Genomic DNA, 24,517 nt, shown 5'->3' on the forward strand with positions numbered 1-24,517 from the left:
TGCGCACAGAGCGGCGTGATGAGGTGTTGCGCGAGCGTGCGCCCGTGCGTCCGCACCGCAGGGGCCGTGGACGCGGCAGGGCGCTGGCCGGATCCCTGGCGGCGGCGGCCGTGCTCGCCGTCGCGGTCCCCGTGGTATCCGCCGGCCCGGCCAGCGCCGCCGCCGACTGCGCGGCCGGGTGGAACAGTTCGGCGGTCTACTGGGGGGACGACGTGGTCTCCTACGAGGGCCGCAACTGGGTCGCCAAGTGGTGGACGCTGGGCGAGGTGCCCGGCACCACCGGGCAGTGGGGGGTCTGGGCCGACCAGGGCGCCTGCGGCGGCGGCGGAGGCGCCCAGGAGTTCGACGCCGTGGCGCCCTACGAGCCGCCGTCCGACGCCCCGGCGCCCGACGCCCCGTCGGGGTCCGTGGTGAGCGAGGCCCAGTTCAACGAGATGTTCCCGAACCGGAACCCGCTCTATACGTACGAGGGCCTGACCGAGGCCATGCGGTCGTACCCGGCCTTCGCCCACACCGGTGCCGACAGGATGAAGAGGCTGGAGGCAGCCGCCTTCCTCGCCAACGTCAGCCACGAGACCGGCGGCCTCGTCCACGTCGTGGAGCAGAACCAGGCCAACTACCCCTCCTACTGCGACTGGAGCCAGCCCTACGGCTGCCCGGCCGGCCAGGCCGCGTACTACGGCCGCGGGCCCATCCAGCTCAGCTGGAACTTCAACTACAAGGCCGCCGGCGACGCGCTCGGCCTCGACCTGCTCAACGACCCCTGGCGAGTGGAGCGGGAACCGGCCGTGGCCTGGCAGACCGGCCTGTGGTACTGGATGACCCAGTCCGGCCCCGGCAGCATGCCCGGGCACACGGCGATGACCTCGGGTGCCGGCTTCGGTGAGTCCATCCGCTCGATCAACGGCGCCCTGGAGTGCGACGGGGCCAACCCCGCCCAGGTCCAGAGCCGCATCGACAACTACCAGCGTTTCACCCAGATCCTGGGCGTCACGCACGGCAACCTTCTCACCTGCTGATCCACCGCCGCACCCGCACGACGAGCCCCGGGGCCGCTGCCCTGGGGCTTCGGCGTCTCCTGGGTTCCGTGCGGAACGTGCTTTCGTGGAGGCCGCCGTACGTCGTGAGCCGGACGCGGCAGAGGTCGTCGGCGAGGTGCTCGTTCTCCGCTTACGGCACAGGCGGTGCTGCCCGTGGGAACACAGGCACCCGTCACGAACAGCACGGTGCCCTCGGCACCCGCACCGCCCGGACTCCGTCACCCCGCCGGGCCACGCCCCGGCGACGGCGTCCGGGAACTCCCGAAGCCGCCCTGGAACTGCCGGCCCGGCCCGCTGTATCGGCTGGCCTGGCTGTGGCTGGGAGGTGCCGCGGGTCCGTAGGCATGCGGCGCCTGGGGGTTGAACGGACCTGCGCCGCGGTGGAACCGCGGGTCCGGCGCCCCGTGCGGCCAGCCCGGCCCGTCACCGGCCTGAGGGCTGGAGAACTGACCGGAACCGGCCGCGGGCGCCAGATACTCTCCCACCGGATTCTGCGCAACGTGGGAGGCAGAAGGGACTGCCGCCAGCGGCTGCATGCCGGCGTCGCTCCAAGGCCGTACAGTCACGCGATCAACAAGGCGGTCCCATGAAGGGGAACCTGCTGAACCATGTCATCCTCCGTACGCACCCCGCCGCTCTCACCCTCGCGCCATGCGGGGCTTGGGGCGAAGGGGCATTCCTCCTGCCGGGGCGAGGGCTGACCCTGGCGCACTTGACGAGGGTTTGTCGAAGCTGAGGCCAGCGGGCAGGAGGTGCCTGGCGTAGGGGGCGAGGGCGGTGCCGATGGAGGTCGTGAGCACCGTCTCAGGCTTCCGGAGGCGTGCCGGGTCCTGCTGCGGGTGGGTAGCGGTGTGGTCCCCTGGCAGTTGGATCCGGCGGGGCGGCGGAGCCGAACCGTAGTGCATAGCCCACTGATTACCGTGAGCGATACTCGCGGCTATGGGCAGATGTTTCTGCACGGGATACCCCCTGTTGGGATCGCCGAGCAACTCCTGCATTGCATTCGCGACCAGTTTCTGGTCCGCTTCGCTGAGCCTGTTGTACTGCTCAAAGGCGCTCGGACCAGCCTGTGGCCCCATCGGCCGCTGCCGGGCATCCGGCCCGGCGAGGTCCTGAGATGGCTGCGCATACTCCTGCCCCCGGGAAAGCCAGTGCAGTGATCGGATCGCCCATCGCACTGCGCTGTCGAGCGGTCCGTTCACCGAGTCGTTCGGGTTGCCGTGTGGGATGTTCCAGTTCTGCTGTGCGGCCGGGGGCGGCATCTTGCTCAGTTCGTCGCGCAGATCGGCCTCGAACTTTGCCGGCAGCAAATCTGACCACCCCCCTGGCCCCCTCTGCGGCCGGGCGCCCAGTTCGGCGAGGATTATTTCCCGGGCCAGGCGCCGGGCGTCCTGGCGGCGGGCCTCGAAGTCCATCTGCTGCGGAGGCATAGAGTCCACTTCCGTGTCGTGAGCGTGCAACGCTAAGACAGACACGGATCCTGCCTGCGTTCGGTTCACCTTCGGTGGTGCTGGAGCAGTGGCGGCGGCGCAGCGCGAAGTCGTCGACCCCCGGCACGTGCGGCACCGGCCGCTCGGACAGCACCGTCCCGACGGCGCGCGGCAGTCCGGACACGGCGCCGGCTCCCGGGCGTCCGGCTTCGCCGCACGGGTGGGGCGTGGGTCACTCCATCTGACCCGCGGTCCAGCAGTCCGGCTTGCCCGGCTGGCCGCACGTGGACAGGGCGGCCAGCGTACGGTGCAGCACAGCCCGCCGATCCTCGGGCATCTCGGCCGCCGTGTTGGTCAACTGGTGCGGATCGGCAGCCAGGTCGTGGTACTCCACTTCGCCCGTCGCGTACTCCACGTACAACTCGTCAGCCGTGCGGATCGCCTTGTACGAGCCCGGCTGGGCGTTGCCCGTCCCGGCCCCGGCATCCGGGTCCCGGGGCGCGGTGGTGGCGTGCGAGGTGTGCTCAAGGAATGCCGCGTCCCGGGCCCAGCCGTCCGTATCGCCGCGCCACAGCCCGGCCATCGACCGGCCATCGCTCGCACCCGGCGTCACCCCTGCCAGCGACAGAAAGGTGGCGTACATGTCGGTGTTCTGCACCAGTTCGTGGCGGGTCGCCCCTGCCTGCACCCCGGGACCGGCCACCAGGATCGGCACCCTGGCGTCGTGGTCGAACGGGGTGCCCTTGCCTTGCAACAGCCGGTGCTCGCCGAGGTGAAAGCCGTTGTCGGAGCCGAAGACGACGTAGGTGTCGTCCGCTACACCCAGCTTGGTCAGGTGCGCCCGGAGCCGCTTGATCATGTCGTTGAGCGACTGCATCATCTGCACCCGCAGCCGATAGCTGCGGTCGATCGCCCTCATCTCGTCCGTGGTCAGCGCGCGCTCGCGTAGCCATTGCGGCCCGTCGGCGACAGCGCGGTCGACGGAGCCGTCGCGCGGCGCGCGGACGTCGTCGCAGGCCGCGGGGCCGCAGTCGCCGGCGAAGCCGGCGTCCGGATTCGCCCGGTCGCGGGGCGCGGGCACGTACGGCAGCGGCGCGTTCTTCGCGACCGCCGAGTGCGGTGCGAAGGGGGAGACCTCCAGGAAGAACGGCTGGTCCGCGTGGTGCTTCACCGACCGGTTCAGGAAGTCCATGGCCTTGTCGGAGAGCAGATCGGTGAGGTATTCGTTCTGGTAGTGCCGCCGCTTCTTGTTCCCGTCGACAGACTCCGTCATGGAGTAGTTCATCTGGCCATAGCCACCTATGCCGGCGACATGCCATTCGTTCCAGCCCGGCGGCACGTATTCGGCCGGGTAATCGTAGTCCCAGGCGGGTTCAGCGCCCCCGGGCCGATACTCGTTGAGGTACTTCCCCATCTTGCCGGTGCGGTAGCCGGACTTGCGCAGCGCGGTGGCGTAGGTGCGGCTCTCGTCGTCGAGGAATGCGCCAAGACCACCGTCCCCGAACTGCGAAGTGTTCGTCAGAACCCCGGTATTGTGCGGCAGCCTGCCCGTCAGGCCGGAGGCCCGGGAAGAACAGCACAGGGAGTCGGCGAAGATGTAGTTGGCCATGGTGGTGCCCTGCCGCTGGAGCTTCGCCGCCTCGGTCATATAGCCGAGCAGGTCGGCTGACATGTCGTCGACCTGGATGTAGACGATGTTCGGCCGTTCCCTCGTCGCTTGTTCCGCATCTGGGGCACTGCCGTTGCTCCTGATCGCTGCCGTCAACCCGGCCGCCACCAGCACCAGAGCGGCCCCGGCGGCTGCCGCATTTTTCAGTCGCTTACGCATATGCGCACCTTGCATTCTCGGTGTTCGCTTCGGTCCGTCCGCCGGTCAACCCGGCACCTCGATCAGCGTGAGTGACGCCTTCTCAGGTATGCGACGACCTGCGGCCCTTCCTCAAGCGGCCCGCTCACGAGCACGACGTCACAACGGACCTCGCACACCGCAACGGACCCCACCGACAAACAGTTCAGCGCCTACGGCGAACAGCAGCGAACTGTCCTCCCACATCAAGCCGTTGGCTCGCGGCTGCGTCAATTCTTAACTTTTCGGCGTGAATGAGCTGGTCTGTCGGTCAGATGCGGGCTGCTGAGAGCTGGCCGTTGGAGGCCAGGTCGAAGAGTGTGGTGTGATCGAAAGCGGCAGGCTGGGCGGGTGATTCTGCCGGGGTCGTCATGAAGGCAGACACCTCTTGGTAGCTCAAAGGTTGTTGAAACCGCGAGCTGTTCCAGGAGGCCCTGTTGCCGCAGTTGTACGCGCTTGTACCGGTGGAGTCCAGCTCGGCTTCACCCCCCGGCGGGCGTCGTACAGCCGTAAGTGAACCGTTTCTTCGTGTTTGACGTTGGGGCAGGTGGCCAGATCGGTCCCCGCCCTCGCGCAAGGAGACATCATGACCTCTCCATCCGAAGAGGCCCAAAAGGCCCAACGGGCCTTGTTGGACAAGATGTACCAGCGGCCCGGGCAGGCCCCTGCACCCCGCCCGCTTCAGCAGGACCAGCCAGTCGGGCAGCCCCCGGAGCATCGGCTGCCGTATGCAGAGGATGCCCGCCACCTCCAACGGGCCCTGTTGGCCGGGATGCCCCAGCGGCCCGGGCAGGCCCCTGCACCCCGCCCGCTTCAGCAGGACCAGCACCAGCAGGTCCAGCAGGTCTGGCAGACCTGGCTCAAGTGGCAGGAAGGGGGGCCGGTTCCCGGGGAGGCCCACCAAATCCAGCCGGGCCAACAGGGCGCCCCGTCGGAACAGGACGACAAGCGGCGGCAGCGGGATGCGGATAGGAAGCACCGTCAGTATTGGAAGAATCCGAACCGCGGCCGGCAGCGGGAACAGGATCGGCGGGATCGGCTGGGGCAACTGCCGAAGGAGGAGCGGGAGCGGCGGCGGAAGCATGAGAACGGGCTGAGGCAGGCCCTGGCCGAGCAGGAGCAGCAGGCGGCGTCGGAGGTGTATGCGCAATATCGCCGGCTGGTGCCAGGGTGTCCGGAGGTGCCGTCGGCCGGGTTGACGGTGGCGGTGCATCCCGCGTCGGCTCGGCGCACGGTGACCCGGCGGACGCCGGCAGCCATACTGGTCCAGCTGTACGCGGCGCGGCCGATGCTGCGGGAAGATCCGGCGGCGCACGTGCCGTCAGTGCTCGCCGATCCGAAGCTCGATCTGGACCATGATCGAGTGCAGGCGGTAATTGACTCGGAGACGAACGAGACTGTCCGCAACAAGATGAGAGCGTGGCAGGCCACGCTGCGGAAGGAGCTGTGGAAGGAGGTGTTCCGCTCTGGCATTCCCGGACCCCCGCCGCTGTCCGGCCACCTCGATGCCGGTCTGAATCCCGCGCCGGAAACGGCGCCGGAGATGTTCGGCGCCCCGTACGCCGGCGATGCGCCCGGCCAAGCCTTCGGCACGGGGCAGTGGCCTCACGTGCTTCCCGTGATGGATCCCTCCGGGTTCTCCGCATACGGCCACCTGCCTGCCGCCGCCCTGCAGGGCACCCCGTCTAACTGGAACGACGCACTGTCCCAGGCAATGGGCGGACTGGTAGTCACAGCCCCGGTGTCACCCACGGACATCAGCGCGTACGGCGCCCTCCCGGCCAGACACGAGCAAGTGGCCTACGCCCAAGGGAGCACCCCCTGGCCGCCGGGCTGGCAGTTCCCGAGCGGTGCGGGTTCGTGGAACCCCGAGGCGTCGCCTGCTCCTGGGCCTGCGGAGGCTCCCGGTTTTGGGCAGGATAGTGGGTATGGCGGGTCGGGTCCGCAGTTCCCGGGCGGCGTGGGTCCGTCCGACTCCCACGCGCCGCATGCCTCTGTGCCTCTGCCGGCTCCCAGCTTCGGGGGTCTGGGTGGTGGGTACGTCGAGTCGGGTCCGCATTTCTATGGCGGTGCGGGTTCGTTCAGCCCCCAGGCGCCGCATGCTCCTGAGCCTGCGGCGGCTCCCCGCATCGGGCGGGGTGGTGCGTACGGCGGGCCGGGTCAGCAGTCCCATGGCGGCTTCGGGGGTTCCCGTCCTCCGTCGCGGGGGCCTGGGGCGAGGTGACGGAGACGGTCAACTCCGCAGCCCTACCACCGCGCCGGAGACGGTACGGCTCCCACGGAGCATCCCTGACTACCAGCTCGCCGACGAGGGCACAGCCAGGGACGCCAGATCTCTCGAGGTATCCACGGACGGGGCAACGACGAATCCGGGATCAGGTCACTGAACTGGGCAAACGCTGCGCGTGGCCGGTGCTCGGCCGGCACGAGTAGGCGGCGACCTGGCTGACGATCTTCGCCCCGGCGGCGTGCTGCTCGAACACACCGAGGTCCAGGGCGCGTTCCGGGAAGCGGGCCAGTATCCGTCCGCGGTCGAGACGACCATCTGCGGGGAGACGACGGACGTGGACCACCGGCTTCATCCCCATGGACCTCAACGGCGTCTTCCGGCGCGGGGGTGACGTCGACCACGCCTTCGAGTTACGGCCTGGCCGGCATACGCCGAGCGCTTACGGACGATCACCGGGCTCTGCCGATCTGACGGTCGGAGCGGTCTTCACGTGCACGACGGTCCGACTCTGCCGCAGCCCTGAGGAAGTGGGCCGAAGACGAAAGAACCCGGCGAGCGTGGTGCAGCCGCAAGTGAACCGATTCTCCGTGTCTGACGTTGGGGCTGGTGACCAGATCGATCTCCGCCCTCGCACAAGGAGGCATCATGCCCGGTCCATCCGAAGTGACCCGAGAGGCACTGGCCAGGATGCCCCAGTGGCACACGCAGGCCCCTGCAATTCCGCCGCAGCAGGACGTCTACAACTCCTGGCGCGAGCACCAACAGGCCTTGACAGCCAGCGCTTCCCGGGAGCGCCAACAACAGGCCTTGACGGGCAGCATGTCCCCGGAGGAGCTCCAACAACAGGCCTTGATGGCCAGGATGCCCCAGTGGCACACGCAGGCCCCTGCAATTCCGCCGCAGCAGGACGTCTACAACTCCTGGCGCGAGCACCAACAGGCCTTGACAGCCAGCGCTTCCGGGGAGCGCCAACAACAGGCCTTGTTGGGCAGCATGTCCCCGGAGGAGCTCCAACAACAGGCCTTGATGGCCAGGATGCCCCAGCGGCACCAGCAGGCCCCTGCACCTCAGCAGGCCGGGCGAGTCGAGAAGGCCTGGCACGAGTGGAAGCAAGGGGTGCCGGTTCCCGGGGAGGCCCCTCAGGCAGCGAGTGTGGCGCACCCGCAGCCGCGTGGTCATGGCGGCTCGTCTGCTGGTTACGGCGGGCAGCCTCAGCCGCTCGCGCCCGCCGCGGCGTCCCTGGCGCCTTCCGGGTCTGCCGCTGGGTACCCGCAGGCGGCTGGCTCCGGTCCAGGGCAACACGCCCAGAACCCCCAGTACGGGCAATCGCCTGCCGCAGGGCAAAAGGGTGAGCCGACGAAGAGGCCCAGGATGAAATAACCGTTTGTCCAAGAGGGCCTCGACGTCGGGGAAGTGCTGGAAGAAGATGGCGAAGCCCTCGTTGCGGGCGGCCGGGCCGTCGTGCGTATGCCCAGGACGCAGGGCATCGGTCCCTCACGTACGGCCCTGCCCGTCGGCGGTGACGGTGGCCTTCATCGTGTTCTGTTTCTTCTTCCCGGAGACGAACGCGCGCCGCCCGCCGCGGCGGGCCGGTGGCCTGCGGACCTGGATGTGGGTGATGTCCGAGCGCAGCTTGACGCCTTCGGCCCGGGCACAGGCGAACACGTCGGCCAGGGTCCGTAACCGCAGGTAGGGGCGGTCGGGGATCGCGCACGCCCGCTCGGCCGAGAGCCCGATGTGTCTCTGGTCGACGAACGCCAGCCGGTGGCGGGGCTCCGGCCTCACCTCGCACGGCATGACGGCCGTCCTCGGGGCCGGCTTGCCACGGCACCGCGAATTCCTCCACCGGGCATGTGAGATGACGCCGCGAGATCCCCGTGAACAGCTGATGCGCACCAACTCGCGAGACCCCGACGCCGTGATCACCGCGTCCACGCCGCCATCCCAGCACCGGCCCGGGCCGAAAGCGTCGGCACCGAGGCAAGCGGGTCGCGCGTCGGGTGCACGGATGACGTGCCCTCCGTCACCGGCGAAGGCGGATGAGGGCGTTCGCGTCCCGCTGCAAAGCTGCACGGGCAGCTCGTGAACCGGTGGGCGGTGCAGCGCGTAGCAGCGAGGGAGACCAGAAGACCGAGGGGACGTGACACGTGATGGATCATGACAACCAGCCGGAGCAGCAGCCGCGGAGGAATGTGTATCGGGATGATCCGGAGTACCGGAAGCGGCTTCTGGAGCAGAAGAAGAGGGAATATCAGGATCCGGAGCACCGGGACCGGCTTCTGGGCGCGATGCGCGCTCGTTATTGGCGGAATCCGGAGCAATCCCGGCAGCGGTCGCGGAAACGGCGTGAGACGCGGCTCGCGAAGATGCCGGAGGAGAAGCGGAAGCAGTTTGAGCAGGATCATCGGGAACAAAAAACGGGAAGTGCGCGGGACAGGCGCCTGCGGGAGCGGCTGGCGGCGTCGGCGGTGTATAAGCAATATCGCGGGCTGGAGCCAGGGTGGCCGGAGGTGCCGCCCCCCGGGTTGACGGTGGCGTTGCATCCCGGGTCGGCCCGGCAGAAGAGGAACACGCGTACGCCGGCAGCTGTGCTGGTCCGGCCGTACGTGCGGCAGATGGAGCCGCCGGAAGATCGGTTGGCGGCGCTCGTGCCGTCAGTGCTCGCCGATGCGACGCTCGACCTGGACGATTCTCGGGTGAAGGATGTCATTACCGCGAGGACGAATCAGACTGGCCTCGATGCGACGAAAGCCCTTGATGAGGCGAAAGCGTGGCAGAACGAGCTGGGGAAGGCGATGTTCGGTTCTGGCATTCCCGGACCCTCGCAGATGTTCGGCCACCTCGATGACGGTCTGTATTCCGCGCTGGAAGCGGAGCCGGGGATGTTCGGCGCCCCGTACGCCGACGAGATGGCCGACCAAGTCTTCGACACCGGGCAGCGGCCTCCCGTCCCTCCCGTGATGAATCCCTTCGAGTCCTCCACATACGACCACCTGCCTCCCGCCCCGCAGGGCACCCTGCCTGGGTCGGACGACGCACTGTCCCGGGCAGTGGACCAAATGACCATCGCAGCCCCGATGCCACTCACGGACACCAGCGCGCGCGGCGCCTCCCCGGCCGGACCCCAGCAAGTGCCCTACGGCCAGGGGAACAACCCCTGGCCGCCGGGCCCGCAGTTCCAGGGCGGCCCGGGTGCGGCCAACGCCCAAGCGCCGTTTGTCTACGGACCTGCGTCTGGTCCCGCCTACGGGGGGCAGGCTCGTGGGTACGCGCCGGATCCGCCGTACCTGGGCGGCGCGGGTGCGTGGAACCCCGAGGCGTCGTCTGCTCCTGGACCCGCGGCTCCCGGCTCCGGCGGCCAGGGCGGCCAGTGTCGCCCGCCGGCTGGGGACTTCCCGGGCGGCTTCACGAATCCACGTCCTCGGCCGGCCGGTCCTGGCCCCAAGTGATGGAGAAATACGACTCCGCAGCCAGAGTCCGTAACCGCAGGTGGGGGCGGTCGGGATCGCGCACTCCCGCTCGGCCGAGAGCCGTATGCATCTCTGCCTCTGTGGTCGGGCGGGTGATGTGGAGCGGTCGACGCCGAACAGCAGTCCCAGTACCGAGTGCGGCAGGTCGTGTCGCAGATGGACCGGCGTGGCCACCAGCCGGGCGACGAACGGCAGCCGGTGGCGGGCTCCGGCTCCCGCGGCCCGTTTCCCGGCCCCACCTCGCACGGCATGACGGCTGCCCTCGGGGCCGGCTTGCCACGGCGCACCGCCAACTCCTCCACCAGGCACGCGAGATGACGTAGCGAGATCCCCGTGAACAGCCGATGCGTCAGCACCGCCCGATTGACCGTGATCGCCACAGCCGGATCTGCCACCGCCGGGCACGACGGCTCACCTGCTATCACGCACCAACTCGCAAGACCCCGGCGCCGTGATCACCGCGTCCACGCCGCCATCCCGGCACCGGCCCGGCCGAAAGCGTCAGCACCGAGGTAAGCGGGTCGCGCGTCGGGTGCACGGATGGCGTGCCCTCCGTCACCGGCGAAGGCGGACGTGGGCGTTCGCGTCCCGCTGCAAAGCTGCACGGGCAGCTCGTGAACCGGTAGGCGGTGCAGCGCGTAGCAGCGAGGGAGACAGAAGACCGAGGGGACGTGAAACGTAATGGAACAGGACGACGACGGGCCGGGGCAGGGTCGGGTTCCGAGCCGGTATCAGCGCAATGAGGCGTACCGGCGGGAGCGCCTTGCGTCGCTATCGGCGAATTATTGGAAGGATCCGGATGCCGCCCGGAAGAAGAATCGGGAAAGGTATGCGGCGCGGGTCGCGGGGTGGTCGAAGCAGAAGCTGGAGGATCGGCTGCAGAAGCAGCAGGACACCGCGCAGGAGCGGGCCAAGCGGGAGCAGGACGCGGCGTCGGCGGTGTATGCGCAGTATCGCCGGCTGGAGCCAGGGTGGCCGGCGGTGCCGTCGACCCCGGTGACGGTGGCGTTGCATCCCGCGGCAGTCCGGTTGAAGGTGACCGGGAGGACGCCGGCGGCGGTGCTGGTCCGGCTGGACGCGGCGCGGCCGCAGCCGGGGGAAGATCCGCCGGGGGCGCGCGTGCCGCCAGTGCTCGCCGATCCGGCGCTCGACCTGGACAATGACAAAGTGCAGGCGGTAATTGGCTCGCCGACGAACGAGGCTGTCCTCGATAACGTGAGAATCTGGCAGAACGCGCTGCGGGACGAGGTCGCGCGGGAGCGGGCGGCGTCGGCGGTGTATGCGCAGTATCGCCGGCTGGAGCCAGGGTGGCCGGAGGTGCCGCCGCCCGGGTTGATGGTGGCGTTGCATCCCGGGTCGGTCCGGCAGAGGCCGAACGTGCCTACGCCGGTTGCCGTGCTGGTCCGGCTGCACGTGCCGCAGCCGGAGCTGCCGGAAGATCGGCCGGCGGCGCACGTGCCGCCAGTGCTCGCCGATCCGACGCTCAACCTGAACGATCGTGTCGTGGACGACGTATTTCGCGAGAAGATGAGCGAGACTGTCCGCAACGACATGGGAATGCGGCAGGCCGTGCTGCGGATGGAGTTGTTCGGCCCTGGCATTCCCGGATCTCCGCAGCAGCTCGGCCACCCCGATGACGGTCTGGATTCCGCGCAGGAAGCAGGGCCGGGGATGTTCGGCGCCGGCCAAGTCTTCGACACCGGGCAGTGGCCCCCCGTGGCTCCCGTGATGAATCGCTTCGGGTCCTCCGCGTACGGCCGCCTGCCTGGCGTCGGGGAGGGCACCCCGTCTTCCTGGGACGACGCAATGTCCCGGGCAATGGACGAACTGACCATCACAGCCCCGGTGCCACCCACGGCCGTCAGCGCGCACGACGCCCTCCCGCCCGGACACCAGCAAGTGGCCCACGGCCAAGGCACCCCCTGGCCGCCGGGCCGGCAGCTCCCGGGCAGCGCGGGTCCGTTCAACCCCCAGACGCCGTATGCCTACGGACCCGCGGGACCTTCCGGCTACGGAGACCTGACCGTCGGGTATGTCGTGCCGGGCCAGCAGCAGTTCCCCGGCGGTGCGGGTTCGTACAACCCCCCGGCGCCGCATGCCCATGAACCCGCGCCCAGCTACCACAGCCAGGCCGGGTACGTAGCGCCGGGCCAGCAGCTCCACAGCGGGTTCGGGAGTTCCCGTCCTTCGTCGCCGGGTGGCCTGGCGAAGTGACGGAGAAGTACGACTCCGCCGCCGTACCGCCGCACCGGAGACGGCACGGCCCGCAGCGAGGAAGAGGAGAAGACCGAGGGGGCGTGTTCCGTCTCATAGCGAACACGTCGGCCAGAGCCCGTAACCGCAGGTGGGGGCGGTCGGGGATCGCGTACCCCGCGCGGCCAAGAGTCGGATGTATCTCTGGTCGACGAACGCCAGCCGGTGGCGGGCTCCGGTTCCGGGGGCCCGCTTCCGGCCCCACCTCGCACGGCATGTCGGCCGTCCTCGAGGCTGGCTTGCCAGGGCACCGCCAACTCCTCCACCGAGCACGCGAGATGACGCCGCGAGATCCCCGTGATCACCGCGTCCACGCCGCCATCCCGGCACCGGCCCGGGCCGAAAGCGTCAGCACAGAAGCAAGCGGGTCGCGCGTCGGGGGCACGGATGACGTGCCCTCCGTCATCACCGAGGGGGGACGAGGGCGTTCGTGTCCCACTCAAAGCTTCACGGGCGGCTGGTGAACCGGTAGGCGGTGCAGCGCGTAGCAGCGGGGGAGACCAGAAGACCGAGGGGACGTGAACTGTCATGGATCGAAACCACCCGCGGGAAGTGCCGCGGGTTCCGGACTCCCGGCAGCGGCGGCGGGAACAGGGTCGGGATTCGATGCGGAAGAAGGCCATGCGGGAGCGGGATTCGGCGTCGGCGTTGTATGCGCAGTATCGCCGACTGGAGCCAGGGTGGCCGGAGGTGCCGGGGGACGGGTTGACGGTGGCGTTGCATCCCGGGTCGGCCCGGAAGAGGACGAACGCGAGTACGCCGGCAGCCGTGCTGGTCCGGCTGCACGCGCCGCAGCTGAGGAAAGATCCGTCGGAGGCGCGCGTGCCGTCAATGCTCGCCGATCCGACGCTCGACCTGAACGATGCCGGAGTGCTGAGGGCAATTGACCTCCACAGGCCGACGCAGGAGACTGCCCGCAACGAGATGAGAAAGTGGCAGGACGCGCTGCGGAAGGAGATTTTCGGCTCTTACATGCCCGGATCCCCGCGGCTGCCCGGCCACCGCGATGACGGTCTGTATCCCGTGCAGGAAACGGCGCCGGGGATGTTCGGCGACCTGAATGCCAACGAGATGGCCGACCAAGTCTTCGACACCGGGCAGCGGCCTCCTGCGCTTCCTGTGATGAATCCCTTCGGGTCCTCCCTATACGACCACCTGCCTGGCGTCGGGGAGGGCACCCCGTCTTCCTGGGACGAGGCACTGTCCCAGGAAACGGGGGAACTGGCAATCACTGCCCCGGTGCCACCCACGGCCATCAGCGCGTACGACTCCCTCCCGCGCGGACACGAGCCAGTGGCCTACGGTCAAGAGGACAACCCCTGGCCGCCGGGCCGGCGGTTCCAGGGCGGCGCGGGTGCGCCCAACGCCGGGGTGCCGTACGGGTACGGATCTGCGGCGGTTCCGGGCTTCGAGGGCCAGACCGGTGGGCACGGCGGGTCGGGTCCGCAGTTCCAGGGCGGCGCGGGTGCGCCCAACGCCGGGGTGCCGTACGGGTACGGATCTGCGGCGGTTCCGGGCTTCGGGGGCCAGACCGGTGGGCACGGCGGGTCGGGTCCGCAGTTCCAGGGCGGCGCGGGTGCGCCCAACGCCGGGGTGCCGTACGGGTACGGATCTGCGGTGGCTCCGGGCTTCGGGGGCCAGACCGGTGGGCACGGCGGGTCGGGTCCGCGGTTCCAGGGCGGCTTCGGCAGTTCCCGTTCTCCGTCTCCGTCTCCGTCGCCTAGGCGTGGCCCGGGGAGGTGACGGAGAAAGTACGACTCCGCCGCCGTACCGCCGCACCGGAGACGGCACGGCCCGCAACCCCCGACGCGGGCCGGCTTGTCCGAGCCGTTTGAACCGCCCTGGCTCCGGCGCCGGTGCACCACGCCGCAAGCCGACCGGCTGCTCTGCGAATGAGCCGGGCGGCCTGCCCGACGGGCAGCGGAGATCGTCCTGACCCCCGGAGCTGGTCCATAGTCCTTGCGATCATGAACTTCAAGATGGCGCACGCTCACTGGGAGGGCGCATGTCGTTGCAGCAGTTGCAGCAGATGTGGGATCAAGTGGAAAAGGCGAGTCGCCGCGACCCTCCGGGAGACGTCTCCACCTCCACCCTCGCACCGTCGCACGCCGTCGCCGCCGGCGGCCGGCTCGTCGTCGTCCCGGCATGACCGGCATGACCGGCATGACCGGCAGCCGCAGGGGCATGGGCATGGGCCAGGACGACGGGCAGGGCGAGGCTGACGGGGCAGCCCGCGGCTGCCCGCAGTAGGCATCGCCGGGCACCGTTCTCTGCCGTGATCGATCTGCCGGCCTCCTCTCGCGTGTTGAGCCGCCCGTGGCGCCGTTGCGTTGTCACGCTGTGATGCCGCCATCGGGGCGGGCCCGGGCGGCGCCGTACCTCTTCCACGTCTCCGTACCGGCGCGGTGGCCCCTGGCCGGCGTGCTCGGAACTCGGCCAACTGAAAACCGGCGCGTCCCGGCGTACGACCGGACGGCGTGACGGCGGCGGGTGAACCGCTTGGAGCGGTGTCCCGTAGTGGCCTCCTGAGCCGCGACCGTCGGCCGTGCGGGCCCAACGGTCGCGGCTCCCCTTTGGTCCGCCGTCCCTTTGTCCTGCCGCCGTGCCCCGCAGCCGCCTGTCGGCGTCGCCCCGGCTCCGGAGACCCGCCTTGCGCTTCCCGCCCCGTGTACGGACACACTCCGGCGCCGAGCCGGCGCCGCGGCCCGAGGGCCGTATCCGGGACGTCGACGTCCTGCGCGGATTTGCGCTGCTGGGCATTCTCCTGGTCAACGCCCGGGCGATGGCCGGGCCACACGTGGACCCGGCGGGCGGGCCGGTCGTGTCGCGGCCGGACGAGGTGGCCGCATGGCTGGTCACGGCGCTGGTCAGCGCCAAGTTCTACCTGCTCTTCTCGTTCCTGTTCGGGTACAGCTTCACGCTGCAGCGGCTCTCGGCGGCGCGTGCGGGGGCTCCCTTCGCACCCCGGCACCTGCGCCGGTCGAGCTGCCTGTTCTTCCTCGGCCTCGCGCACGGCTTCCTGCTGTTCGCCGGTGACGTACTGGCGGTCTACGGGGTGCTCAGCCTCGTGCTGTTCGCGCTCCGCGACATCGCACCGCGCACCGCGCTGCGTGCGGCGGCCTGGCTCGTCGTCGCCACCGCGGGAGCGCTGCTGGCCTGGGGCCTGCTCACCGTCGCCCTCGCGGAACCCCCGCGGGGGCAGAACACCGCGACCGCGGTGCACGACGCGGTGGCCGCCTACCGGGGCGACCCCGCGGCGGTCGTCCGCACCAACGCGCGCTGGCTGCGCGACTCGCTCGGCTGGAACGTCGTCTACGGAGCCGACATGCTGGCCGCCTTCCTGGCGGGCCTCGCCGCCGGCCGCCGCGAGTTGCTCGCCGAGACCTGCGGCCGGTACCGCGCGCGGATGGCGCAGATCGTCGTCCTCGGTCTGCCGGTCGGCCTGGCCGGCAGCGTGTTCATGGCCTTCTGCCGCAACGGGCCGCTGGACGCGCGCTGGTACGACATCGGCTCGGCCGTCGGCGTGCTCACCGCCCCCGCGCTGACCGCGGCCTACGCGTGCGCCCTGCTTCTCGTGCTGTCCGCCCGGCCCCGCCGCCGGGTCGCCGCCGTCCTGGCCGGGGCGGGCCGCCTGTCCCTGACCCACTACCTCACCCAGTCCCTGGTGATGGCGCTGGTCTTCACCGGCTACGGACTGGGCTGGTACGGCCGCTACGGCACCGCGGCCGTCCTGCCGGGCTGCCTCGCCCTGTACGCGGCGCAACTCGCCGCCGGCCGATGGCTGTTGCGCCGCTTCCGGTACGGCCCGGCCGAGTGGCTGCTGCGCGCGGCCACGCTGGCGAAGCGGCCCTGAAGCACCCCCCGTCGTACGGCTTCCGCAGGGACACCGCCGCCCGCTGCCACTTGTTCGCCGGCGGGGCTGAACTGTTTGCCGGTGGGGCCCGTTGCGGTGTGCGAGGACCGGGGTTGCGCGGTCGGCAACGCCAGGAGAGGCGCGAGAAAAGGGGTGGTCATGAGCGTGGGTGAAGAGCCGGGCGAGCCGGGTGGGGTGGGCGGGTCTGCCGGGCCCGGGGATCCGGTGGATCTCGATAAGGCGGTGTTCGGTGGGGAGCCGGGTGAGCCGTCGTCTCCGATCGCTGTGATCATTTCCGATGACGGGTCCGCCGAGATCGACGGGGTGCCGGTGCCGGCGGTGGGGGAGGAGCCGGTCGACGTCGCGGTCCTGGACACCCTGCACGGCTATGCCCATTCCCGGGGCTCCGCGGTGATCGCGACGATTTCGGATCCGGCCGCGGGTTACGTCGCGGTTGTCGAGGTGGCGCCGGACGGTTCCAGCAGGATGCTGGAGCAGCGCGGGCACGAGGCGGACGAGGACGACGTGCCCGGGCCCGCCGGATCCGGCGGGTACCCCGCTCCCCCCGGCCCCGTCGAGGATGCCCCCGGCTTCGACGCCGAGGCCCCCGGCTTCGACAACGAGGTCCCCGACCTCCCCGACGCAGGCGACGTAGGCGCCGAGCCGGGCCTGCGGCCGCAGCCCGTACCGGCGGCACTTCCGCCGCCTCCCGCTCCCGCCCCGGATCCCGACGAGAACGTCGGCCGGGGATTCGGCCGGGGATTCGGCCGGGGATCCGGTGGGGGATTCGGCCGCCGGGGGCAGCAGAGCCAGTCCGACGACGAGTACCGGGCGCCCGGGCTGCTCAAGCGGCCGGCGTTCGTAGGGGCGGCGGGTGTCGCGGTGGCGGCCGTCATCCTCATACCGCTGATAGCGCTGGGCAGTTCGGGAGGCGGCGAGGAGCTGAACCAGTCCGCCGGGGCCACCCGGGAGCCGGACGGGAGGCCGACGACACAGCTCAACCCCGGGGTGCCCGATCCCACGTTCCCCAGCACCTCGCCGTCGAGCCCCTCGCCTTCCCCCTCGGACTCGACGTCCGGCCCGAAGAAGCCGAAGCCGGAGGAGAAGAAGGACTCGCAGGACCCGGAGGAGAAGAAGGACTCCCCGGAGCCGGCTGGCACGGATGAGACGGAGGAGAAGGAGGAGACGGTGAAGTCGAAGCCGCCGGCGGGCCCGAGTACCGGGGTGGATCCCCGCGTCCCCAAGGGCGAGATCGTGATCAGGAACAAGAAGTACGACCTGTGCCTGGACCTTCCCGGCACCGGCAAGAGCTCACCGGGTACCGGGACCCGGGACGCCGGCTGCACGCCGTCGGGCGACGACAACCAGCGGTGGGTCCTGGACCTGGTCGACAAGGGGGCCGGCACCCGCGGGGCCGACCTGTACGTGATCCGCAACGTCAAGGCCGGCCTCTGCCTGGACGTGCCCGACCGGGGCCCGGGCCAGGTGGGTGTGGTGATGGACGTCTACGACTGCCGCGAGAGCGCCGAGGACAACCAGCGCTGGTGGCTCCACCGGCGCGCGAACGGCACCTACTGGATCCGCAACCAGAAAAGCGGAGACATGTGCCTCGACGTAGCCAGGACGAGCAAGGAGGAACCCCACGCCAAGGTCACCCTCTACGGATGCAGCGACCTCGACGACCACCAGTGGAACTTCTTCACCATCTGAGTTCCTTCATCCTGGCCGCTGATCGGGGCGCGGGGGCGCGTGCCCGCAACACCTGAGGCTCCCGACCCCGGCCACGCTCGTCGGCCGGGCAGTCCCCATCTCCTCCCGAAGAAGGTCAACATGAGTACTCAGAACCAGAGGGTCGCCGTCATCACCGGCGCTTCGCAGGGCATCGGTGCCGGCCTCGTCGACGCTTATCACAAGCTCGGCTACGCCGTCGTCGCCACCTCGCGCACGATCGCCCCCTCCGACGACGCGGGGGTCCTGACCGTCCAGGGTGACATCGCCGCTCCCGGCACGGCCGAACACGTCATCGCCGCCGGCGTCGAGCGGTTCGGACGTGTCGACACTCTGATCAACAACGCGGGTGTCTTCGTCGCCAAGCCCTTCACCGACTACACCCGGGACGACTACGCCGCGGTGACCGGTGTGAATCTGGCCGGCTTCTTCCGCATCACCCAACTGGCCATCGAGCAGATGCTCGCCCAGGGCGGCGGCCATATCGTCAACGTCACGACCAGCCTGGTCGACCACGCCAACTCCCACGTCCCCTCTGTCCTCACCTCGTTGACCAAGGGCGGCCTGCAGTCGGCCACCAAGTCCCTCGCCATCGAGTACGCCACCCGCGGCATCCGCACCAACGCCGTCTCCCTGGGCACGGTCAAGACCCCCATGCACCCGGCGGAGACCCATGAGGCCCTCGCCGCCCTGCATCCGGTCGGCCGGATGGGCGAACGGAGCGACGTCGTCGACGCGGTGATCTACCTGGAGAACGCGCCGTTCGTCACCGGCGAGATCCTCCACGTCGACGGCGGCATGAGCGCCGGCCACTGACCCGCGGGCCACGGGCCCGGTCTGGTACGAGAGTGGGAGGGCGGTCTCGTACCCGACCGGCCCGCGTCCAGGTTCCGCTCTCGCGGTGGAGCGCGAAACCGTCAGCGTGCCGCCCGGCGGCGGCCTCGCTCAGGGCTGCTGGGTCCGTGACCGTTGACACCGTTTGTCGGTTGACGCTCGGTACCGTGGGGGGGATTCCCGTTCGCGCCGTTCGCGGGGGGCAGGGTGTCGCGGGCCGTTTCGGCGGTGGGCGCGTTCATCTCGTCCGTGCCGTCACTGCGAGCCTGGTCCCGGAGGTTGCGCAAGAACTGGCGCGGGTCGCGCTCCGTCCGTCCTGCGGGAACCGCCATCCACGGCGCCAAGCCCCTCAACTCGCGATCGTCAGCGTCCGTGTCGATCTGCTCCCCGCGGCTCGCGGCATTCCTCCATTGCTCGTACAACCTCCGTTCCTCGGACGTCGGCATGTTGGGATCCGTCTCCTCGGTGAGCCCCTCAGCGTTTTCATCCTCGTCCACTGCATGAGGCATGGCTGCTCCTTCCCTGTGCTCTTGGACCGCGGGGTCGATTCAGACCCTGCAATCCGCTACAACGCATCCCCTATCCATCGGGTTCATCGGTGGTCCCTTGACCGCATTTCTTACGCGAGGTCGAAGGCCAGCACGGTGACGGAGTGCGCCGGGAAGGTGTAGTGGCCGTCGGGCGTCTGGACCGCCGGGCGGTGGCGTACGGCGACCCGGTCCGGGGCGCTCAGGCTGTTGGCGGCCAGTACGTCGTCCGTCCCCGCGCCCAGGTCACGGACCGCGGCCACCTCCGGGAGGCTGCCGTGTCCGCCGTCGCGGACGATGCGGGCCGGCAGCGCCCTGTCGCGGTGGCGGTTGACGACGGCGAGGTGGAGGCGGCGGCCGTCGGCCGAGAGGGTGGCACTGGCGTCGAGGTGGGCCACGACGCCGGGGCGGGTGGCGAGCGCGCCGCCGCGCTCACTGCCGTCGCCCTGGCGGACGGCCGCGGTGCGGGCCGGTCCCTCGACCGTGGTCGGCAGTGCCACGGGCCCGGTGTGGTTCTGGTACAGATCCCACACGTGGTACGAGGCGGACCTCACCGCACCGCCGGGCCGGGCCACCACCAGTCCGTTGGCGTTGACGAGGTTGACCGTGCTGGCCAGTGTCACCGGCGCGGGCAGCGCGCAGGCGCGGTGCAGCGCGTGGAAGACGCCCGCGTAGAACAGGGCGTCGGCAAGGGTGCGGGGGCTGTAGCGGTTGACGCGCAGCCGCTCGGGCCGGTCCTCTGCCGGGCCGTCCGGCAGCTCGCGCGCGGCCGTGCCGCCGTCGCTGCCCGGCTGGGGCTCGGGCCAGTCGGCGGGCTCCAGGTGGCGGATGTTCCACTCGTCGAGCGCCAGCGCCGGCGGGCGCTCAAGACCGGCTTCGGCGGAGAGGTCCGCCACCAGGTGGGCGTAGTCCTGGATGCGCTGCTCGAAGTAGAGCGGCTGGGCGACGACCGCCTCGTAGTCGTCGTCTCCGTGCGGGGCGGTGTACGGGTGGGTGCTGGCGGCGTAGAGGTGCAGGGAGACGTAGTCGATCAGCGGCCCGGCCCGTTGGAGCAGGGGCCGTGTCCACTCCTCCTGCTGCCAGGGGCTGCCGCAGGCGATCAGCTTGATCGCCGGGTCGACCAGGCGCATGAACCGGGCGTGCTCGCGGGCCGCGGCGGCGTACTCGGCGGGCGGGCGGTGGCCCATCTGCCACGGGCCGTAGGGCTCGTTGCCGACGCCCCAGTAGCGCACGCGGTACGGCTCCGGGTGGCCGTTCGCCGCGCGGCGGCGGGTGCAGGCGGTGTCGCCGGCGTAGTTGGTGTACTCCACCCAGCGCACCGCGTCGTCCACACTGCGGCAGCCGTGCACCAGGAACGGCTCGGCGCCCACGTCCGCGCACCAGGCCAGGAACTCGTCGGTGCCGAAGCGGTTCGACTCCTCGCCGCCCCAGGCCAGTTCCAGCCGTCGCGGGCGCGCGGCGCGCGCCCCGATGCCGTCCTCCCAGCGGTACGGGGAGGTGAAGTTGCCGCCGGGCCAGCGGACGTGGGGGATGCCCAGGTCGCGGCAGAGGGCGAGCACGTCCTCGCGGAAGCCGGCCCGTACGCCGGGACCCGGCGCGGACAACGGCGAGTCCTCGTCGAAGACGCCGCCCTCGATGTTGCCGAAGAACGCCGACTCCAGGAAGTGGCCGTAGATGTCGCGCTCGATGCGGCCGGCGGGGCGCCGGGTGTCGATCCCGATCACCGCCTGCACGGTCACCGCGGGCCTCCTCTGCGGCCGGTGGTCACGACTTCACCGCCCCCGCGACGCCGTCGATGAAGTGCCGCTGCAGCAGGATGAAGACGATCACGACGGGGAGCAGGGAGATGGTGCCCGCCGCCGCGAGACCCGGCCAGTCGATGGAGTTCTCGCTGCGGAACGCCAGCATGCCGACCGACAGGGTGCGCAGTTCGGGACGGCTGAGGGTGAAGACCAGCGGCAGGAAGAAGTTGCTCCACGCGAACAGGAAGGTCATCACCGCCACGGTGGCGGTGACCGGGCGCGCGATGGGCAGCATGACCTTGGTGAACGTGCGCACGAATCCGGCGCCGTCGAGCATGGCGGCCTCCTCCAGCTCGCGGGGCACGGACCTGAAGTAGCCGGCGTAGAGCAGCACTCCGGCCACCTGACCGGTGCCGCTGAGCGCGAGGACCAGACCCCACCGGGAGTTGAGCAGCCCCAGGGAGTCGCTGAGCTCGGTGACGGGGATGACGGTCAGGCCCACCGGCACGAAGAGGGTGGCGACCAGCAGGACCACGAAGATGCGCTTGCCGGGGAAGTTGTACCGTGCGATCACGTAGCCCGCCATGGCGCAGCGCGCCACCACGAGGACCACCGTTCCCGCGGTGACGAGGAAGCTGTTGAGCAGGTAGTCGGAGAACCCGCCGACCTCCCACGCCCGTTCGTAGCTGTCCAGGCTCCAGCGGTCGGGGATCAGCGACAGCCCTCCGGAGAACACTTCGGCCTGGTCCTTGAAGGACACCGAGACCACCCAGAGCAGCGGGTAGATCCAGGCCACGCAGATCACGGCGATGATCGCGACCTGCACCCAGAGCAGGACGCGGCGGCGGGTCCGGACGGACGCACTCCGGCGCTCGCGGCGGTGAGGGCGGCGGGGGCGGAGGCCGAGGCGGCGGCCGGCCGGGCGGGCCGCCGGACGGTTCGGGGAGTGGCTCATTCTTCTTTCCTCCCGTTGCGGCGCGCCAGCCGGACACCGAGCACCTGCAGGGCCGCCAGGACCACGGTGACCGCGCCGAAGAGCACCGCGACGGCGGAGGCGTAGCCGAGGCGCGGCGTGGTGGAGGCGTAGGCGAGCCGGTAGAGGTAGACCTCGACGACCTCGGTGGAGAAGAACGGCCCGCCGTTGGTCAGGGTGAGCACCAGGTCGAAGACCTGGAGTGTCTCCACCGCGCTCAGCAGCGTGATGATGACGAGGAAGGGCTTCAGCACCGGCAGCGTGACGTGGCGGAACCGCTGCCACGGTCCCGCGCCGTCGACCTCGGCGGCCTCCAGCAGCTCCCTGGGCACGGTCTGCAGGGCGGCGAGCCAGTAGACCAGGGTGATGCCGAACCACTTCCAGACGTGCACCCCCATCGCCGTCCACGGCGCGAGGCCGGCGTCGCCGAGGAAGTTCACCGGGGTGTCGACGAGGCCCAGCGACAGCAGCACGTGGTTGACCGGGCCGCCGACGGGGTCCAGGACGAAGCCGAGCACGATGCCGACGATGGCGGTGGTCGTCACCACCGGCAGGAACAGCGCGGTGCGGAAGAGTCTGGCGAACGGCAGCCTGGGGTTGTTCAGCACGATGGCCGCGCCGAGCGCGAGGCCGACCCGCACCGGCACCGACACCAGCATGAACAGCAGGGTGATCCACAGGGCGTTCCAGAAGAACGGGTCGGAGAACGCCTCGGCGTAGTTGGCGCCGCCGACGAACTCGCCGTCACCGGTCAGCCCGTCCCAGTCCAGCAGCGAGTACCAGACGCTGGCGGCGATCGGCCAGAGCGTGTACATCCCGTACAGCACGATCGTGGGGAGCAGGAAGGCGTAGACCCATTTGTTGCGCCGGAGGCGCGTACCGAGGGAGTGGTCGCCGTGCGGGTCCGGCCGCCGCGGCGCCCGGGTGGTGGTGGCGTGCGGCGTGCGCGCCGGCTTGGTGAGGCTCACTCGTCGCCCTCCTCGCCGGGTACGTAGTCGTGTCCTCGCCGCCAGTCCGGGAACACCCAGTCGTCGGGGGAGGCGTCGAGGCCGTCGGCGCGGGAGAGCCGGATGGCGCGGTCCCGCTCGGCGCTCATGTCGCTCTGGTACGTGCGCAGCGCCGCGGCCGGGTCGTCGAGCGCGCCGACGAGCACTCCCTGGACGATCTGGCCCAGGTCCGGTGTGACCTGCCGCATCCGGGCCGTGACGTCGCCGATGCGGGGATTGTTCATGGTGGGGTCGGGCAGCAGGCGGACCGTTTCGGCGTACATCTGCACCGCCCGGCGGTAGACGCCGGGCACGTCGGCGTCCGCCACGGCGCCGAGGTCGAGCGGGGGCAGGTCCATGCCCTCGGCGAGACCGCGGTAGTAGTCCGGCCCGGTGAGTTCGCCGAGCAGCTCGGCCGCGAGTTCGGGCCGCTTGCTGTCGGCGGTGACGAAAAGCTGGGTGGAGCCGTGCGCGACGTGCACCAGGGGAGCGGTGCCGGCGTCGGGCACGGGGATCTGGCCGACCCGTACCCTCGGCATGAACTCGGGGAAGCTGCCGAGTACGACGCCGGCGTTCCACGGTCCGTCGAGGAACATCGCGGCCGCCCCGGACGCCCAGCGGGAGCGGGCGGTGCGCACGTCGAGCGAGGTGGAGGAGGGGAACAGCACCTTGTCGTCGCGCAGGGCCTTGAAGAACTCCAGGGCGCGCACGAAGGGCTCGTCGGCGTAGGCATACTCCCCGGTGGCCGGGTCCCACTCGCCGGCGGCGCCGGCGACGTTGGCGAGGTTGATCAGGCGCTGCTGGAGGCGGTCGGTGAACTGCACGCCCTCGATCCAGCCCCAGACCCGGTTGTCGCCGGCGTGCGTGATGCGGCGGGCGAGGGCGCGGAACTCGTCCCAGGTCGCCGGGCCGGAGTCCGGGTCGCCGCCGGCCTGCTCGACGAGCCTGCTGTCGAACCAGTTGAGGGTGGAGTGGGACCGGTCGCTGAAGAGCGGCATCCCGTAGATCTCGCCGTCGAACACGTTCAGCCCCTCCACCAGCCCGGCGCGGGGGATACGGGCACGGGCCCCGGCGGAGAGGCGCAGCGGCTGGAACCAGCCGTCGCGCTTCAGCCGGGCGACCCCCGCGGCGGGTGTGCCGCCGGGCACCTCCAGGCCGGCGAGGCTGGTGATGTCGGGCAGTTGGTGGCTCTTGCGGGCCAGTTGCAGGGCCTGGCCCATCTGGTCGGGGTTGTAGACCTGCCGGGCGACCGCGGTGCCGGGGTGGTGCTTCTCGAAGGCCCGGGCGAAGCGGTCGTGCACCTCCGCCACGGGCTGGTACTGGTCCCACCAGGTCAGGGCGCCCGCCTGGCGGCCGTCGGCCGTCACCTCGGCGGAACCGGACGAGCAGCCCGTCAGCGGGCCGCCGCCGATCGGTACGGCGGCCAGAGCGGAGCCGTGTCCCAGCAGCGTGCGCCGGCTGATCGCCATCTCTCCTCCTGGTGCCGTCCCGGCCCGTACGCGACCCGGCCTGCCGGTGCGGGGCGTGACGCCCGACGTGTGACATCCCGGTGGCGCGAACGTTCGCTCATCGTGGCCACCGCGCCCGCGGCGCGTCAACACCTCG

At 70.6% G+C, this 24,517-nt stretch carries 16 protein-coding genes and 1 pseudogene; 8 read left to right on the plus strand and 9 right to left on the minus strand.

The window, feature by feature from the left end; genetic code table 11:
* Positions 1-44: 44 nt before the first annotated feature.
* The gene (locus OG946_RS24430; protein WP_442814469.1) at positions 45-1,019 is read left to right on the plus strand and encodes a glycoside hydrolase family 19 protein; all 975 of its coding nucleotides are present in this window, start codon (positions 45-47) and stop codon (positions 1,017-1,019) included.
* A 659-nt stretch (positions 1,020-1,678) separates the two neighbouring features.
* Here OG946_RS24430 and OG946_RS24435 read toward each other — a convergent pair.
* Both OG946_RS24435 and OG946_RS24440 read right to left on the minus strand, forming a co-directional pair.
* Positions 1,679-2,455 (minus strand): hypothetical protein, encoded by a 777-nt coding sequence (locus tag OG946_RS24435; protein WP_326798149.1) that lies wholly within the window; start codon positions 2,453-2,455, stop codon positions 1,679-1,681.
* Between the two features lie 247 nt (positions 2,456-2,702).
* The gene (locus tag OG946_RS24440) at positions 2,703-4,298 is read right to left on the minus strand and encodes a sulfatase family protein (protein WP_326798150.1); all 1,596 of its coding nucleotides are present in this window, start codon (positions 4,296-4,298) and stop codon (positions 2,703-2,705) included.
* A 604-nt stretch (positions 4,299-4,902) separates the two neighbouring features.
* Between OG946_RS24440 and OG946_RS24445 the strand changes: the two genes are divergently transcribed.
* Positions 4,903-6,540: a hypothetical protein gene (locus OG946_RS24445; RefSeq protein WP_326798151.1), complete on the plus strand. Its 1,638-nt coding sequence runs from the start codon at positions 4,903-4,905 to the stop codon at positions 6,538-6,540.
* 151 nt (positions 6,541-6,691) lie between these two features.
* Here OG946_RS24445 and OG946_RS24450 read toward each other — a convergent pair whose 3' ends face one another.
* Positions 6,692-6,898, minus strand: a complete 207-nt coding sequence (locus tag OG946_RS24450; protein WP_326798152.1) for a hypothetical protein — start codon at positions 6,896-6,898, stop codon at positions 6,692-6,694.
* A gap of 1,034 nt (positions 6,899-7,932) precedes the next feature.
* Positions 7,933-8,494, minus strand: a pseudogene (locus tag OG946_RS24455) (transposase family protein); the annotation flags it as partial.
* Between the two features lie 202 nt (positions 8,495-8,696).
* On the opposite strand from OG946_RS24455, the gene OG946_RS24460 reads away from it, so the two are divergent.
* From OG946_RS24460 to OG946_RS24490, 6 genes are all read left to right on the plus strand, one after another.
* Complete coding sequence (locus OG946_RS24460; RefSeq protein WP_326798153.1) at positions 8,697-9,995, plus strand: hypothetical protein; 1,299 nt, start codon at positions 8,697-8,699, stop codon at positions 9,993-9,995.
* A gap of 702 nt (positions 9,996-10,697) precedes the next feature.
* Positions 10,698-12,230 (plus strand): hypothetical protein, encoded by a 1,533-nt coding sequence (locus OG946_RS24470; RefSeq protein WP_326798154.1) that lies wholly within the window; start codon positions 10,698-10,700, stop codon positions 12,228-12,230.
* 2,044 nt (positions 12,231-14,274) lie between these two features.
* A complete protein-coding gene (locus OG946_RS24475; RefSeq protein WP_326798155.1) occupies positions 14,275-14,418 on the plus strand; it encodes a hypothetical protein in 144 nt (47 codons plus the stop codon).
* 501 nt (positions 14,419-14,919) lie between these two features.
* Positions 14,920-16,122 (plus strand): DUF418 domain-containing protein, encoded by a 1,203-nt coding sequence (locus OG946_RS24480; protein ID WP_326798156.1) that lies wholly within the window; start codon positions 14,920-14,922, stop codon positions 16,120-16,122.
* Positions 16,123-16,407: 285 nt separating this feature from the next.
* On the plus strand, positions 16,408-17,832 hold the full coding sequence (locus tag OG946_RS24485; RefSeq protein ID WP_326798157.1) for an RICIN domain-containing protein: 1,425 nt from the start codon (positions 16,408-16,410) through the stop codon (positions 17,830-17,832).
* A gap of 120 nt (positions 17,833-17,952) precedes the next feature.
* Positions 17,953-18,666 carry an SDR family NAD(P)-dependent oxidoreductase gene (locus OG946_RS24490; RefSeq protein WP_326798158.1) on the plus strand — a complete coding sequence of 238 codons (714 nt, stop codon included), beginning with the start codon at positions 17,953-17,955 and terminating at the stop codon, positions 18,664-18,666.
* A gap of 101 nt (positions 18,667-18,767) precedes the next feature.
* Here OG946_RS24490 and OG946_RS24495 read toward each other — a convergent pair whose 3' ends face one another.
* The 5 genes from OG946_RS24495 to OG946_RS24515 form a co-directional block, all read right to left on the minus strand.
* Positions 18,768-19,193, minus strand: coding sequence for a hypothetical protein (locus OG946_RS24495; protein ID WP_326798159.1), 426 nt, complete (start codon positions 19,191-19,193; stop codon positions 18,768-18,770).
* 110 nt (positions 19,194-19,303) lie between these two features.
* On the minus strand, positions 19,304-20,950 hold the full coding sequence (locus OG946_RS24500) for an alpha-L-arabinofuranosidase C-terminal domain-containing protein (RefSeq protein ID WP_326798160.1): 1,647 nt from the start codon (positions 20,948-20,950) through the stop codon (positions 19,304-19,306).
* 25 nt (positions 20,951-20,975) lie between these two features.
* Positions 20,976-21,908 carry a carbohydrate ABC transporter permease gene (locus tag OG946_RS24505; RefSeq protein ID WP_326798161.1) on the minus strand — a complete coding sequence of 311 codons (933 nt, stop codon included), beginning with the start codon at positions 21,906-21,908 and terminating at the stop codon, positions 20,976-20,978.
* Positions 21,905-22,894: a carbohydrate ABC transporter permease gene (locus tag OG946_RS24510; RefSeq protein WP_326798162.1), complete on the minus strand. Its 990-nt coding sequence runs from the start codon at positions 22,892-22,894 to the stop codon at positions 21,905-21,907. The genes OG946_RS24505 and OG946_RS24510 overlap by 4 nt, the downstream gene beginning before the upstream one ends.
* Complete coding sequence (locus OG946_RS24515; protein ID WP_326798163.1) at positions 22,891-24,381, minus strand: ABC transporter substrate-binding protein; 1,491 nt, start codon at positions 24,379-24,381, stop codon at positions 22,891-22,893. Before OG946_RS24515 ends, OG946_RS24510 begins: the two co-directional genes overlap by 4 nt.
* Positions 24,382-24,517: the final 136 nt, after the last annotated feature.

The sequence above is a fragment of the Streptomyces sp. NBC_01808 genome (assembly GCF_035917395.1).
GTDB lineage: Bacteria > Actinomycetota > Actinomycetes > Streptomycetales > Streptomycetaceae > Streptomyces.